Below are 15,636 nucleotides of genomic sequence, written 5' to 3' on the forward strand. Positions count from 1 at the left end.
GTTTATTTTGTTATTATTCTTGTGTATCTTCTTTTTTAGCTTTTGGAGCTTTCTTTACTTTAGGAGCCGGAGCTTCTTCTGTAGTTGCTTCAACTACCGCTTTTTTTGGAGCTGCTGCTTTTTTAGCTGTCCCGCCTGCAGTAATACCTTCAATTACAATTTGAGTAAGATATTGTCTATGACCGTTTCTTTTTTTGTATCCTTTTCTTCTTTTCTTTTTGAAAACGATAACTTTATCACCTTTTAAGTGTTGTAACACTTTAGCTTCTACTGAAGCACCTTCTATAGCTGGGGCGCCTATTGTGATTGAACCGTTATCATCTACCAAATAAACTTTATCAAAAGAAACTTTTGATCCTTCTTCATTTGTTAAACGGTGAACGTAAACCTTTAGGTCTTTGCTAACTTTAAACTGTTGCCCTGCTATCTCTACGATTGCATACATACTGAATTGTTTTAATAATTTTTAAGGATGCAAATATACAATTAAATATTTACCTTGCAATCCTTTGCTGAAAAAATATTTGCAGCCATACTTTTGAACATTTCACACTGTATTTGAAACAGTTAACAAATTAAACAAAATCTGGGTAAATATATTGTTAATACCAAATTTACTAATGTTCCACACAATAAAAAAACTACTTTTGACCTAATAAAACCAAAACTATTAGCAATAGAAAATAAGTTTATCAATCTTTGCAAAAAAAACAGCGATAATGTTAAGTAACGCAATAACGTTAGGAGGAGTTGCTTCGGCTCAAAAAGTAGTATTCGAAGAATATGATTTAGACAATGGGCTGCATGTTATTTTACATCATGATGCTTCGGCTCCAGTTGTAATCACATCGGTTATGTATCATGTAGGCGCCAAAGATGAAAATCCGGATCGTACTGGTTTTGCTCATTTTTTTGAACATTTATTATTTGAAGGCACACAAAATATAAAAAGAGGCGAATGGTTTAAGATTGTCACTTCAAACGGAGGAACAAATAATGCCAACACTACAGATGACAGAACCTATTATTACGAAATATTTCCATCTAACAATCTGGAATTGGGACTTTGGATGGAATCTGAAAGATTAATGCATCCAATAATCAACAAAATTGGGGTCGATACCCAAAATGAAGTTGTTAAAGAAGAAAAAAGAACCAGTTATGACAACAGACCTTACGGAAACATTCTGGCCGCAGTAAAACAGCACATGTTCAAAAACCACCCTTACCGATGGACAACCATAGGTTCCATGGAACACATTGATGCTGCGACACTGGAGGAATTTCAAGCATTCAACAAAAAATTTTACTTGCCTAACAATGCCGTTTTAGTGGTTGCAGGTGATTTTGAAAAAAAACAAGCCAAAGAATGGATTCAAAAATATTTTGGACCAATAACTAAAGGAGAAGTAACTCCAAAGAAAACATATTCTGAAGAACCTATTACCCAAACCATCAAAGCGACGTATGAAGATCCAAACATTCAAATTCCAATGCTGATTGCAAGTTACCGAACTCCTTCAATGAAAAGCAGGGATGCAAGAGTACTGGATTTAATTTCTTCTTACCTTAGTGATGGTAAAAGTTCCAAACTGTACAAAAAAGTGGTAGATGATAAAAAAATGGCATTACAGATTGGAGCTGTAGGCTTTAGCCAGGAAGATTACGGAATGTACATTTTATACGGCTTACCAATGGGGAATTTCTCTACCGATGAACTATTGAAAGAAATTGATGAAGAGATTGTAAAAATTCAAACTGAGTTGATTTCTGAAAATGACTATCAAAAACTGCAAAACAAGTTTGACAATACCTTTGTAAATTCTAATTCGACCATAGAAGGAATTGCTAATAATCTTGCCACCTATTACTTACTATATAAGGACGTGAATCTAATCAATACCGAAATTGAATTATATCATTCTATTACCCGTGAGGAAATAAGAGCGGTTGCAAAAAAATACCTAAATCCAAATCAGCGCTTACTTTTGGATTATGTCCCCGCAAAAGCACATAATTAAAAGCTTAAAGAAAGCAATTAATAGTATTATTCATCATTTGTTATAAACAGGAATTATGCCAGCACAAGACCGCATACAGCCCAAATCCGGAAAACCACCAATTATAAACATCAAAAAACCGCAAACCTTTATTCTGTCCAATGGAATGAAAGTTATGGTAGTCGAAAATCATAAATTGCCTCGAGTTACTTTTAATTTAACTCTAGACAATCCCCTGTTTACTGAAGGAAACAAAAAAGGAGTAGATGAACTAACCAGCAATTTAATTGGGAACGGAAGCAAAAAAATATCAAAAACTGTTTTTCATGAAGAAATAGATTTTTTGGGAGCCGACATCAATTTTAGTTCTCATGGCGCAACAGCAAATTCTCTTTCGAAATTCAGCGGAAGGATTTTAGAATTATTAGCCGAAGGCGTACTACATCCAAATTTCACTCAAGAAGAATTTGACAAAGAAAAAGCCAAATTAATTGAAGGTATGAAAGCAGAGGAAAAAAGTGTTCCTGCAATTGCAAACCGTGTTGTTGATGCATTGGCTTTTGGGAAAAATCATCCTTCAGGCGAATTTATGACAGAAACAACATTAAACAACATTACTCTGACCGATATCGAAACCAATTATCACAATTATTTCGCTCCTAAAAATGCCTATTTAGTAATCGTAGGCGATGTAAAACACATCAATGTTAAAGCAGCTGTTGAAAAATTATTTGGCACTTGGGAAAAAAGAAGCATTCCGAACATATCATACAATATACCTAAAAATGTTTCGAATCTGCAGATCAACTTAGTAGATGTTCCTAATGCAGTTCAATCTGAAATCACTTTGGTAAACACCGTGAATCTAAAAATGAACGATCCAGATTTTTTTCCAGCTGTAATTGCCAACCAAATCCTAGGCGGCGATTTCAACAGTTACCTAAACATGAATCTGCGCGAAAAAAACGCTTGGACTTATGGGGCAAGATCCAGCATAGGAGCGGGAAAGCATACTACGAAGTTCTACGCTAAATCGGCCGTAAGAAACGCCGTTACCCATAGTGCCGTTGTAGAATTCATCAAAGAAATAAAAAGAATAAGAACCCAAAAAGTAACAAACGAAGTTCTCGCTACTGTAAAAGCAGGCTATATAGGCCGTTTTGTTATGCAGGTAGAAAAACCGCAAACAGTAGCCCGATACGCATTGAATACAGAAACCGAAAAACTTCCTGTTGATTTTTATGAAAAATACATTCAAACCATTAATGCAGTAACCACGGATGATGTTTTGCGTGTAGCCAACAAATACTTCCTGATAGACAATATCCGGATCGTAATTGTGGGGAAAGAATCTGAAATTGCACCAGAATTGGAAGAACTAAAAATTCCAATGTTTTATTTTGACAAGTATGGAACTCCTTTGGAAAAACCTGTCTTTAAAAACTAAATCAAACAGAGAACTGCCACATTTACATCTATTTCTTAGCCGATAAATAAACACCAATTAGAATAATAAAAGCGCCTATACACTGAACAAATGTCAGCACTTCATTGTCCAGTAATCCCCAAAAAATAGCCACTATAGGAATCAAATACGTAACCGATGTGGCAAAAACAGGCGATGAAATCTGGATTAGCTTAAAGAAAATAATATTTGCAATTCCAGTGCCTATAACCCCCAAAATCAATATAAACCAAAGAGAATGCTGTACTTTTTCGACATGTACAGCTTCAAAAAAATCAGTAAAAAACAAAATTCCCAAGGCTGGAAAAAGCAATATCAAAAAATTTCCAGTGGTAATACTCAAAGAAGTCAGATCTGACAAATATCGTTTTATTAAATTAACGTTTGTTGCATAACAAACAGAAGCAATCAAAACCAAAATTGCATAATAATAATTCTGCTCCGGATGATTAACCGCACCATTAAAAACTAAAAGAAGACAGCCAACAAGTCCAATAATTACACCCCATATTTGGCTTCTCCTGAAAGTAATTCCAAAAAATGCGGCTCCCAAAATCAATGTATTCAGCGGAGTCAATGAATTTAAAATCGCCGTAATCGAACTGTCAATCTGGGTTTCAGCTATCGCAAAAAGATAAGCCGGAATAAAAGTACCAAATAAAGAAGTTAATGCAATATATTTCCATTGATGACGGGGGATTTTAATCAAGCTTTTGAATCCTATTAAAAGCAAAAATAACGCTGCAAAAATAATGCGCAGTGACCCCAATTGAAAAGCTGTTAATCCGACTAACCCTTTTTTTATCAATATAAATGAGCTTCCCCAAATTAAGGACAGAACCAACAAATAAACCCACTTCAACTGCTTTAACATGATAAACACTATTTTGGTGCAAAATTGTAATAATTTTAGTAATTAGGGTTTCTTTTTTAATTATTTTTGCATAAAATCATAAAAATTTAAATCAATTAAAAATCTCATTATAATGAACTTCACAAAATCAATCACAATTATAGCACTTTCAGGATTGCTTTTTGCAAGCTGTAAAGACAATAAAGCAGAAGTAAAAACTGAAACTGCTTCAACAGAAACTGCAGCACCGAAAGTTAAAAAAGAAATCGCAATTGCTAATCTGCAGACAGCAAGCTTCACTATTGAAGGAATGACATGTGCTGTTGGATGTGCCAAAACAATACAGGAAGAATTAACTGAATTAGACGGTGTTCAAACTGCAAAAGTTGATTTTGATAAAAAACTGGCCACTGTAACATTTGACAAAACCGTTCAAACTCCAGAAACCTTAACTAAAATAGTTCAAGCAACAGGCGATGGAAAAACATACAAAGTTTCCAATATGAAGTCTTAAACAGACTGATTTACCCATAAAAAAAGCATTCATCGCTGGCGAATGCTTTTTTTTATGGAGTAATACGAGTAAAATCCGTTATAATCTGTTCAATCCGTATAATCAGTGTGCCATTTTCGGTTGCTAGATACTGTTTCCGGCAAACATTTTTTAGATTACTTCCATTTTAAAGTTTCCATCAGGCGCTGCATGTCATTTTTAATATAACTCGCTGCCGGCATAATAGAATCAAAATTAGGTTTAGCATAAAAATAAACCGAACCTGTAACAAAATGCTTAATACTGTCAGTAGCATAAAACTGAGAGTTGGTTGCCGCATTTCCATCTACCTGATAAAACATGCCGTACACTTTTTTATCTGGATTTATATATGGTTGCTCCAATATATCATCGGCCTTTATAACATGCTCATACGTTAATTTTTGAGCATCTCTAAGCAATATTTTTATATTTCCACTTACAGGCTTATAAGTTAGGTAAATCGTAGCCTTCATCTTTGGGTACGTAATTGAATAACCGCAACCTTTATCCTCCTTTACAATCGCTTTGGAATTCACATCAAATTCAAAAGGACACTCCCCTTTGAAACCAATATATTCCGCTTCGGGATAATCCAATCGCAAATAACTGGAAGGTTTAGGCAAAACATCATTTTTACACCCAACTATAGACAAGAAGAATGCGAAAAACACAACTAGAGCGGTAATTTTTTTAAGCATTTTGTATATTATTCAATCGTTACTTTAATTTGTTTGACACGTTTTTGATCTACAGATTCGATGACAAACGTACAGTTTTCAAAAACTATTTTCTGTCCTTTTTTAGGGAAATTACCCAATAACTCCAAAATAAATCCTGCCAAGGTTTCCGCTTCTCCTTTTTGTTCTTCGAATAAATCCTCATCAACATCAATAATTCTATAGAAATCCTTTAAATTTATTTTGCCTTCAAAAATATAATTTCTATCATCAATCTTAGAAAAATTAACAGGTGCATCGTCAAATTCATCACTGATATCGCCAACTATCTCTTCTATAACATCTTCTAACGAAACCAACCCCGATGTTCCACCGTATTCGTCCACCACAATTGCCAGATGGCTTTTCATGCTTTGAAAATCTTTGAGCAAATTATCCAGTTTTTTATTTTCTGGAACAAAAAATGGTTCTCGCAATAAAGTTGTCCAATCAAACTCGATGTCGTTGATATAAGGCAATAGATCTTTGACAAATAAGACGCCTTCAATTTGGTCAATATTGTCTCTATATACAGGAATTCTGGAGAATCCTTTTTCTATTATTTTTGGATAAATTGACGCAAATGACTCTGTGATTTCCAGAGCAAAAACATCAATTCTTGGACTCATTACTTGTCTGGTGTCCGTATTTCCGAAGGATACAATTCCTTCCAATAATTTTTGCTCTTCGGTTGAAGTTTCACCGCTATCTGTCAGTTCCAGTGCTTGCGAAAGCTGGTCAACAGAGAAATTTGTTTTTTGTTTTCCTAATTTATTTTGTAAAAATAAAGTAACTGAACGCATAGGTATGCTTACAGGCGATAAAATTTTATCTAATCCAGAAATGGGATATGCGATTAATTGAGCAAATTTCACATTGTTCCTGCTAGCATATACTTTAGGCAAAACCTCACCAAAAAGCAACAGCAAAAAGGTCACCAAAATTACTTCGATTATGAATTTTAAAACTGGGGAATGGATAGCGGTAAAAATATCTTTCCCGACAAAAGAAAACAAAATAACCACTCCGATATTAATAAAATTATTAGCTACGAGCAGTGTCGCTAAAAGTTTTTTTGGTTTTTCTAAAAGCCGAACAATAATTTTTCCTTTCGAACTATTTTCTTGGATAGAATCTTCCAAATCCTTTGGTGATAAGGAGAATAAAGCTACTTCGGCACCTGAAACTATTGCTGAGAAAAACAGCAAAATAATAATTCCGATAAAACCGAATATTAAAGTAAGATCAACTTGAGACGCAATCTCTAAACTGGGCTCTGGGTCCAAATTCGTATAAATTAGTTAAACAATTAAAACGGCAAGTCATTGATTGGCAAACCGTTATTTTGATCGTCAAAGTTAGTGTTTTTTGTGGATTCTGAAGAATTTAATGTTTTATTACTTTCTGTATCTTTTTTGGTTGTCAAAAAAGTAAACTCAGTTACTTGGATTTCCATAGTATGTTTGGTTGAACCATCTTCAGCTTGCCACTGTCTGGATTTAATACGCCCTTCCACATAAATCTTATCCCCTTTAGAAAGGTACTTTTCGCAAATTTCAGCAGCTTTGTTGCGTACTACCAAGTTATGCCATTCTGTAGAAACGATTTTTTCGTTTGTCGTTTTGTTGACATAAACTTCATTTGTAGCCAATTGAAATCTTCCGATGCAGTTTCCTCCGTCAAAATAATGCATTTTGACATTATCGCCAAGATGACCTATAAGCATCACTTTATTTAATGTTCCGTTCATGATTGAGTGGTATTTCTATCAAAGGTACATTATTTTTTGAAAACTGCTTTTATTGGCTTTTTAAATCATTGGCAGAAAAAATCTGTTCCAATGAAAGCAATTTATTATGTTACTTCCCACTTTTTTTAATTAATGCCCATACTCGATCATTAAAATTTACCTTATTGATTCCCGTTAATTTCTCCAATACTTTAAAATAATTATCATTGCCTTTTTCATATTTCCCGCAACTAAGCAATTCGATCACAGCTGGAAAACCTTTTTCTTTTTCGATTTTTTCAACAATCAAAGCGTTAATCAAATAACTCACTATTAGATGTTTTTCTTTGCTTTCGCCAAAATTATAAAATCCGTCATACAAGCTCAGCCAATCTGATTTTGGATTGGAAGCGACTTTTTCTTTGAAAATTTTCAGAATTTGTGGCCAACTAATTCCCCAACTTCCTCCGTAAAGATAAGCGCAGCCTTCATCAACTGGTTTATTGATAGTGTTTTTTGGAATAGCATTTCTGGTTCGTTCATGCCATAAATCGTGCGGATCAAAGCTATTGAAACTTGTATTGTAAGTTCCATTGACCAACAAAGTGGTTTTGTTTTCATTGGCGTTAAAAGTGCTAACGGAACGGCCATTGTATTCTGATTTATATAAAACTCCAATGTTTTTCAATAATTCAGGCATGTCATTGCAACCGTACCAAACGATATTGTCTTGCGGTGCATTTAATTTTTTGTCAAACAAAGCGACATCTTTTACATACTCCGTGGCGACTTTGGTGTTTAATTCTTTTTTGAAGTGAAAGGTCGTATTACCAATTTTTTTGGTTTGCCAAGAAAAGGTATTGCGTTGCAAGGGCGATAAAAAATAGAATTTATCGTCTATATATTTGGCTAGAATTTCAAAACTGGCGTTCAAAATCGGCGTGTTTTCGTTTATACCTAAATAAGAAAGCTGGATTATGAAATTGCTTTTATCAATTTGCACGATATTCGTCAAATAGCCTTTGTAAAAATTATCATCTTTGAATTTAACGCTTTTCTCTATTCCTTTCATTTCATCCAAAAGGATTGAAGTTTCGAGCAAGTCTTCTTTCAGGACAAAAACATTTTCTTTGTTGAGTCTTTCTTTCTGACTCAAAAAACCGTTTAAGGATTTCAAAAGATGATTAGCAATTAAAGTGTCTTTTGGTAAAACGACATTTGCAGGAACAATTAAAGGATTGGTTTGTGCAAATGCTGTCAATCCAAGATGCAGACTTAATAGAAGGATGATATTTTTCAAAGCGGGGTATTTTAATAGTCGAAAGTTAGAAATATCTTAATTAAGAAGCAAGATGGTATGGTTTTAATTTGGCTTTACAATTTTTCCTCAATGAAATTATGAATAACAATTGGGAACGGAAATGTTTTGGCAGTTTCGAGGTCAATGCCATTTTCGATGGTACCTTTTAAATTTGCTTTCCAAAATTTGATGTGCAAATGCTGGTGCGATAGTTTATGAACTATGCTTTCTTCATTATATTCCAACAGGCTCTCCATTTTGTTTTCCTGGAAAAAGTGTTGATTGATTTGCTTGACTACGGTTTCAAAATCTTCGACTTTGTCGGTTTCGATTAAAGGAAACTCATACAGATTGTGCCAAATTCCTTTGGCAGTGCGTTTCTGGATAATGGTGTTCTCCAAATCATCGACTGCTACTATGTAATTAAAGTAGCGATTTCGAACTTTAGTTTTCTTTGATTTTGCGGGAAGCTGATTGACTTTCTTTTTTTGCAGCGCAGCACAGCTATTATTAAAGACGCATTCGGTACAATTTGGATTTTTCGGAACACATTGTAGGGCGCCAAATTCCATTATGGCTTGATTGAATTGTGCAGGATTGTCTTTTGGCATCAGTTCGAAAGCCAAAGCAGCAAATTCTTTTTTGGCAGAAGCTTGGGCAATATCTGTTTCCAAGTCGAAATAACGCGAAAGCACTCGAAAAACGTTTCCATCAACCACGGGAACGCATTCATTATAGGAGAAGGAGGCAATTGCGGCGGCGGTATATTCGCCAATTCCTTTTAGTTTTAGCAAGTCGGCATAATTATCCGGAAAAACGCCATTCATTTCATGCGCTACTATTTGCGCTGTCTTATGCAGATTGCGGGCACGGGAATAATACCCTAATCCCTGCCAAAGTTTCAAGACCTGCTCTTCATGGGCGTTTGCCAAATCAAGAATAGTTGGAAAAGTGGCTGTAAAAGCAAAAAAATAAGGCATTCCCTGCGCTACTCTTGTTTGCTGCAGCATAATTTCGGAGAGCCAAATTGGGTATGGATTGGTTGTTTTTCGCCAAGGCAAATCCCGCTTGTTTTGCAAATACCACTTAATTAGCGTTTTAGAAAAAATCATTGTAAAAATTTAGAAAACAAAAGTAATTGTTTATGTAATTAAAATTTAACGAATTAGGTTGATTTATTGTTTTTTAAATTCATATATTTGCAAACTCAAAAAAATTATTACAACATAATAAAAAGGAAGAAAATGACGAAAGCAGATATCGTAGCGAAGATTTCAGAAAAATTAGGTCTTGAAAAAGGGGATGTACAAGCAACCGTAGAGACTTTTATGAACGAAGTAAAAAACTCACTAGAAACTGGTGACAATGTTTATCTAAGAGGTTTCGGTAGTTTTATCGTTAAAACAAGAGCTGAAAAAACTGGAAGAAATATTTCCAAAAATACCACTATCAAAATCCCAGCACACAACATTCCTGCATTCAAACCTGCGAAAGTTTTTGTTGAAGGTGTAAAAGTGAACAACGAAGCAAAATAACACTATTAATTAATTATAAAATCTATTAGATATGCCAAGTGGTAAAAAAAGAAAGAGACATAAGGTAGCAACGCACAAACGTAAAAAAAGAGCGAGAGCTAACCGTCACAAAAAGAAAAAGTAGTTTTAAACTACTTTTTTCTTTTTTAAGTTCATTGAAATTTGGGAAAATAGTAACGCAGAATTCAGTTATCAGTCGGCAGTATAAAACTGCAGTCTAAAATCTTAAATCTGCAGTCTAAAATCCCTTCCGGGTACAATACCTGTTAAATTATTGTTTAATCCATCTGTAAATAAGATTTCAGATTTTAGATTTTAGATTTTAGATTTTAAAAAATCTATACTCTTTTATCTATGCTCTTTTATCTAAAATACAGATAAAAATTTACAAATGAATAAAGAATTAATCATTCGATCTAGTTCTGACTATGTAGATTTTGCCTTATTAAAAGATGGAAAACTAATTGAATTACACAAGGAAGAAGAGAAAAGCAACTTTCAAGTAGGTGATATTTTTATTGCCAAAATAAGGAAACCCGTTGCTGGTCTTAACGCTGCTTTTGTAAATGTTGGCTTCGAGAAAGATGCCTTTTTACATTATCACGATTTAGGCCCTAACTTAGCTTCCCAACTGAAATTCATAAAACTTGTAAGCGCAGGTAAAATAAAAGATTTCTCCCTAAAAAACTTTCAGTTTGAAAAAGAAATAGATAAAGATGGTACAATTACAGATGTAATTAGTGCTAATCAATCTGTTTTGGTGCAAGTTGTCAAAGAACCAATATCGACCAAAGGCCCAAGATTAAGCGCAGAGCTTTCTCTGGCCGGAAGATTTATTGTTTTGGTTCCGTTTTCTGACCGCGTTTCTATTTCTCAAAAAATAGAAGACAAAAAAGAAAAGGACCGTTTGAAACGTCTTGTACAATCAGTCAAACCAAAAGGATTTGGCGTTATTGTTCGCACAGTAGCCGAAGGCAAAAGCACAGTAGAATTAGAAAAAGATTTGCAGAACCTGCTCAGCAGATGGAATGCAATGTGTAAAAAATTACCAACTGCTCATCATCCGTCCAAAATATTAGGAGAGCTCAACAGAGCTTCTTCGATATTAAGAGACGTATTTAATGATACCTTTAGCGGTATTCAGATTGATGATGAAGAGTTGTACCACCAAACAAAGGATTATCTGCAGGAAATTGCACCATCCAAACAATCAATTGTTAAGTTCTATCAGTCTAAAGACACTCCAATTTTTGAGAAATACAATATAGAAAGACAGATCAAGACTTCATTTGGAAAAACAGTTTCCATGAGTAAAGGGGCTTACCTTATTATAGAACACACCGAAGCGTTACACGTTATTGATGTAAACAGCGGTAACCGTTCTAACAAAGCTACCAACCAAGAGGATACAGCCATGGAAGTCAATATGATTGCAGCTGCCGAAATAGCGAGACAATTGCGTCTTCGTGATATGGGCGGAATCATCGTAGTTGATTTTATCGATATGTCGAATCCTGAAAATCGTAAAGTCTTGTTCGACTTCCTGAGGGAAGAAATGAGCGACGATAAAGCAAAACACAAAATCTTACCACCGAGTAAATTTGGGCTAGTCCAGATTACCAGACAACGCGTAAGACCAGAAGTTAACATAAAAACAAGAGAAGAAGATCCAAACAATGAGCACGGCGAAATAGAAGCGCCAATATTAATCATTGACAAAATCGCTTCCGACTTGGAAAGAGTTTTAAAAACCCACAATAAAGTTGTTCTTAATGTACATCCGTTTGTGGCTGCATACCTCAGTAAGGGGTTTCCATCATTGCGTTCAAAATGGTTTTTTGAACACAAAAAATGGGTGAAAATCATACCACGTGACGCTTACACGTATTTAGAATATCATTTCTACGACAAAAAAGGAAATGTTATCAAAGAATAAAAATTGAAACCGTCTCGTTTTTTAACGAGACGGTTTTTTTGTGCTTTTTTAAAAAATATTCATTCTGAAAATTGCTCCAAAACAAACTTTTTTATTACTTTCACTTAATCTAAAAGTAAATATTTTCTTTACTTATGGGGACGCAAATAAGATGAAACATACTATTAAGCTATTACGAATTCAAAAGAAGAGAACTCCACTTTTTGCATTTTTCTGTTTATTTATCTGTTATAATTCGTTTGCACAAAAAGACACCATTTACTTTGACGACTGTTGGAAAAATTGCTCTAAAGAATTGGCAATTTATTACCGAATCCAGCCCGAAAAAATTGAAACAAAAAAAGCAATTGGATATCAAATCAAGGATATTGATTCGGTCTATTCCATAAAAGACTATTATTCAAAAACCCATAAATTACAATTTCAAGGCTATTCCAAAGACAAAGAAGCGAAAAAATTAGTTGGAAATTCCAAATGGTTTGATGAAAATGAAACACTTTTGAATGCCCAAAACTATAATTACAAGGAAAAACCCGCTTCTAAACTCCTAGACTGGCAACCCATTTTTTACATCAATTATTCAATAACGGTCAAAAGTCAATTTACAGGCGGTTTGGAATTTTGCTTGGATTGCGAGGACAAAAGCAAACTGTTTTTCGGCTTAGGCTATGGAATAAGCAGTTATGACGGCAAGTATTTTGGACTGCCCGACGTTCATCTCTCTTTAAATACTGAAAACTTGTTATTTATTAAAGCAGGAGGTTCCAATCGAAACTTATATTCAGTCGCTGGATTTTCACTTTTAAATTTTATTGACCTTGGGTTTGGCTATTCCTATCCTTTAACACAAAATAAAACTCCAGAATTAAAAGGATTTACTTTTGGATTAACCTTTAGAGTCACTAATAACAAAAACGCTTACATTCCGCTTCGAATTGGTTTTTGAAAACGAAATTTTCTAATTAATCCGAAAGTTATTCTGAGCGTATAAGAGATAGAAACCAGCTACCAAAGTAACGCTGATGAGCCCGACAGCTTAATAGAAAGGGGCAACTAGCAAGTCATACTAATAAGCCCCTTTTTTTATTATGGTGTTATGCCCAAACTATTAATTTTTTAATCCTTCACAATCTCAATTTTTCTTCGGATTTCGTTTCCAAATTCATCAACCACTGTCACATAATGAAATCCTGTCGTAGTTGAAATAGGCATTTCATGAAAAGTTTTGGTACTGCCTTTGTACACATTATCCACATACCAAAACAGTTTGCTTTCGCGTTGTGAATGCGCCACTTTTAGAATCACAGGCTGCACTTCGCTGTTGAAATTTTTGGTGAGATAGATTTTACTGTTGGTTTTGGGATAAATAAAATCCATCGTTGCCGTTTGCGTTCCCATACAATCATTTCTAAAAGGTGGTAATGGCAAATATTCTATATGCTGACTTTTGTAATACCAAGCCATTACAGGAGGCAAAACAAACCAGTTTTTAGTCACTATATTTTCTATATTTTCACAACTGCTGTTCACTTGAAACTGCTGTGATTTATCCAAATGCACCGTTTTATGATACGGACAAATAGAAGTGTTTTTTCCTTTTTTCGGAATCCATTGTTTTATGCTTGAACAGCCTTCTTTAGCCAAATGACCACTCAAACTACAAACCTCAACTTCTTCTAAATCCTTGTAAGGCGTATCGAACCATCGCTGTCTTGGCAACAAATTAAAAACATCAAACAAAATGGGTGCTGCACTGGTAACTCCCGTCAATGTGGGTCTCCCCTCACCTGTTGCGTTCCCAACCCAAACACCCACGACGTATCTGGCGCTGGTTCCTATCGCCCACGCATCCCGATTCCCAAAGCTTGTACCCGTTTTCCATGCAATTTTGAGTGAACTATCGTAAAATTTCCAAGCTTCGTCTCCTTCGGGACGATTGACTTGCTCCATTGCGTTATAGGTAAGCCAAATTGAGCCTGCTCCCAAGATGTTTTTTTGTTTGGTCTCGTCTCCAAAATCGACTTGAAAATTATCATCATAATTTAATTCGGCAAATTCATTGGTTCTGTATTGTCCTTGATTTCTATTGAAATAATTCAAAGTTGAGGACAAACCGGCGTAAGTTCGGCATAGATCCCATAAATTGCTTTCGGCACCGCCCAAAATAAGCGACAAACCGTAATGGTCAGGCGGTTTTGAAATGTCCCGCAATTTGAATCGCTGTAATTCTTCATAAAATTTATTCACTCCAAAATCCTGTAACATCAATACGGCAGGAATATTCAAGGAACGCGATAATGCCCGATGTGCAGGGACTGCTCCGTCAAATGTCAAGTTAAAATTCTGGGGGGTATATCCTGAAATCTGTGTTGGAATATCTGCCACTAATGTATTCGGCAACAACTCCCCATCGTCGAGCATACCAGCATATAAAAGCGGTTTGAGAATACTTCCCGTACTTCTTGGCGCATCAATAATATCCACATCTTTTTGATGGTTGCCATCGGTAGGCGAATTCCCCACATAACTCAAAACTTTTCTATTGGACACATCTATCACCAAAATAGCCAAATTATGGACTTCGTTTTGCTTGTACTGACTGTAATAATACTTCGCAATTTGATTGACTCTGTTTTGTAAGCCAATTTCGATTGTCGTTTTCACCCGGTTTCCTTGTTGGTTCTTGGCAACTCGCTGTAATAAATGAGGTGCGATTTGCGGTAAATCATACGGTTTTTGTGGTAAAGGCTCATCGATCGAAAGTTCGTAAGTCTGCTTATCGATAATCCCCTCTTGATTGAGTTTCAACAAAAGCCGATTGCGTTTATTCAACAATTTGATTTGGTTTTTCCCTGGATAAATCAAGCTTGGAGCATTTGGCAAAACAGCCAAAGTAGCGCTCTCTGCCCAAGACAATTGATGGGATTGTACGCCAAAATACCGCCATGAAGCCATTTCAAGACCCACCACATTTCCGCCAAAAGGAGCGTGTGAAGCATACAATTCCAAAATTTCGTTTTTGGAATACCCCAACTCTAATCGGGTGGCGAGAATGAGTTCGATTATTTTTTCAAAATAAGTCCGGCCTTTGCCGTTTCTGGACAACCGAATGACTTGCTGGGTCAACGTACTTCCTCCACGAACGACTTTGCCCGCTTTCCTGTTTTGTTGAAATGCATTGACCATCGCCACAGGATTGAATCCGGGGTGTTTATAGAAATATTCATCTTCAAAATAGACGATACATTTTTTGAATTTATCTGGAACGCTGTCTTGCGCTGGAAATCGCCATTGTCCATCAAGCGCAATTTTGGCTCCAAGTAATTCTCCTTCCTTACTTTCAATCACCGTAGAATAAGGTTCTTGAAACAAAGTTCTTGGCAATGAAAAACAATAAACCACCAATAGCAAAAATACTATTGATGATTTAATTTTATTCTCTTTTATCCAATTGATTATGCGTTGCAGGAACGCTATTAGTTTATTTTTCAAAGTGAATTTTGTTTGTTTCATCCTAACAGGTTTCCAAAACCTGTTAGGTATTCTTCTACAATTCTAAAATAAAAA

At 35.1% G+C, this 15,636-nt stretch carries 14 protein-coding genes; 6 read left to right on the top strand and 8 right to left on the bottom strand.

Annotation, left to right across the window (positions count from 1 at the left end; translation table 11 throughout):
* Positions 1 to 13 precede the first annotated feature (13 nt).
* Complete coding sequence (gene rplU / locus CLU83_RS14205) at positions 14 to 445, bottom strand: 50S ribosomal protein L21 (protein ID WP_100432220.1); 432 nt, start codon at positions 443 to 445, stop codon at positions 14 to 16.
* A gap of 274 nt (positions 446 to 719) precedes the next feature.
* On the opposite strand from rplU, the gene CLU83_RS14210 reads away from it, so the two are divergent.
* Both CLU83_RS14210 and CLU83_RS14215 read left to right on the top strand, forming a co-directional pair.
* On the top strand, positions 720 to 2,021 hold the full coding sequence (locus CLU83_RS14210) for a pitrilysin family protein (RefSeq protein WP_100432221.1): 1,302 nt from the start codon (positions 720 to 722) through the stop codon (positions 2,019 to 2,021).
* 55 nt (positions 2,022 to 2,076) lie between these two features.
* Positions 2,077 to 3,447 (top strand): pitrilysin family protein, encoded by a 1,371-nt coding sequence (locus CLU83_RS14215; RefSeq protein WP_100432222.1) that lies wholly within the window; start codon positions 2,077 to 2,079, stop codon positions 3,445 to 3,447.
* A gap of 28 nt (positions 3,448 to 3,475) precedes the next feature.
* On the opposite strand, the gene CLU83_RS14220 is transcribed toward CLU83_RS14215, so the two are convergent.
* Positions 3,476 to 4,342 carry a DMT family transporter gene (locus CLU83_RS14220; protein ID WP_100433744.1) on the bottom strand — a complete coding sequence of 289 codons (867 nt, stop codon included), beginning with the start codon at positions 4,340 to 4,342 and terminating at the stop codon, positions 3,476 to 3,478.
* A gap of 109 nt (positions 4,343 to 4,451) precedes the next feature.
* Between CLU83_RS14220 and CLU83_RS14225 the strand changes: the two genes are divergently transcribed.
* Positions 4,452 to 4,832, top strand: a complete 381-nt coding sequence (locus CLU83_RS14225; protein WP_100432223.1) for a heavy-metal-associated domain-containing protein — start codon at positions 4,452 to 4,454, stop codon at positions 4,830 to 4,832.
* 155 nt (positions 4,833 to 4,987) lie between these two features.
* Here CLU83_RS14225 and gldD read toward each other — a convergent pair whose 3' ends face one another.
* From gldD to mutY, 5 genes are all read right to left on the bottom strand, one after another.
* Positions 4,988 to 5,551 carry a gliding motility lipoprotein GldD gene (gldD, locus tag CLU83_RS14230; RefSeq protein ID WP_100432224.1) on the bottom strand — a complete coding sequence of 188 codons (564 nt, stop codon included), beginning with the start codon at positions 5,549 to 5,551 and terminating at the stop codon, positions 4,988 to 4,990.
* A gap of 8 nt (positions 5,552 to 5,559) precedes the next feature.
* Positions 5,560 to 6,855 carry a gliding motility-associated protein GldE gene (locus CLU83_RS14235; protein ID WP_100432225.1) on the bottom strand — a complete coding sequence of 432 codons (1,296 nt, stop codon included), beginning with the start codon at positions 6,853 to 6,855 and terminating at the stop codon, positions 5,560 to 5,562.
* 23 nt (positions 6,856 to 6,878) lie between these two features.
* Positions 6,879 to 7,319 carry a single-stranded DNA-binding protein gene (locus tag CLU83_RS14240; RefSeq protein ID WP_100432226.1) on the bottom strand — a complete coding sequence of 147 codons (441 nt, stop codon included), beginning with the start codon at positions 7,317 to 7,319 and terminating at the stop codon, positions 6,879 to 6,881.
* 109 nt (positions 7,320 to 7,428) lie between these two features.
* Positions 7,429 to 8,598 carry a hypothetical protein gene (locus CLU83_RS14245; protein ID WP_100432227.1) on the bottom strand — a complete coding sequence of 390 codons (1,170 nt, stop codon included), beginning with the start codon at positions 8,596 to 8,598 and terminating at the stop codon, positions 7,429 to 7,431.
* A 74-nt stretch (positions 8,599 to 8,672) separates the two neighbouring features.
* The gene (mutY, locus tag CLU83_RS14250; RefSeq protein WP_100432228.1) at positions 8,673 to 9,710 is read right to left on the bottom strand and encodes an A/G-specific adenine glycosylase; all 1,038 of its coding nucleotides are present in this window, start codon (positions 9,708 to 9,710) and stop codon (positions 8,673 to 8,675) included.
* Positions 9,711 to 9,797: 87 nt separating this feature from the next.
* On the opposite strand from mutY, the gene CLU83_RS14255 reads away from it, so the two are divergent.
* The 3 genes from CLU83_RS14255 (at position 9,798) to CLU83_RS14265 (ending at position 13,015) form a co-directional block, all read left to right on the top strand.
* Positions 9,798 to 10,133 (top strand): HU family DNA-binding protein, encoded by a 336-nt coding sequence (locus CLU83_RS14255; RefSeq protein ID WP_255410990.1) that lies wholly within the window; start codon positions 9,798 to 9,800, stop codon positions 10,131 to 10,133.
* A 391-nt stretch (positions 10,134 to 10,524) separates the two neighbouring features.
* Positions 10,525 to 12,069: a ribonuclease E/G gene (locus CLU83_RS14260; protein WP_100432229.1), complete on the top strand. Its 1,545-nt coding sequence runs from the start codon at positions 10,525 to 10,527 to the stop codon at positions 12,067 to 12,069.
* 151 nt (positions 12,070 to 12,220) lie between these two features.
* Positions 12,221 to 13,015 (top strand): hypothetical protein, encoded by a 795-nt coding sequence (locus CLU83_RS14265; RefSeq protein WP_232727115.1) that lies wholly within the window; start codon positions 12,221 to 12,223, stop codon positions 13,013 to 13,015.
* Positions 13,016 to 13,185: 170 nt separating this feature from the next.
* On the opposite strand, the gene pbpC is transcribed toward CLU83_RS14265, so the two are convergent.
* A complete protein-coding gene (gene pbpC / locus CLU83_RS14270) occupies positions 13,186 to 15,582 on the bottom strand; it encodes a penicillin-binding protein 1C (RefSeq protein WP_198512293.1) in 2,397 nt (798 codons plus the stop codon).
* Positions 15,583 to 15,636: the final 54 nt, after the last annotated feature.

It is taken from the genome of Flavobacterium sp. 1 (genome assembly GCF_002797935.1).
Classification (GTDB): domain Bacteria; phylum Bacteroidota; class Bacteroidia; order Flavobacteriales; family Flavobacteriaceae; genus Flavobacterium.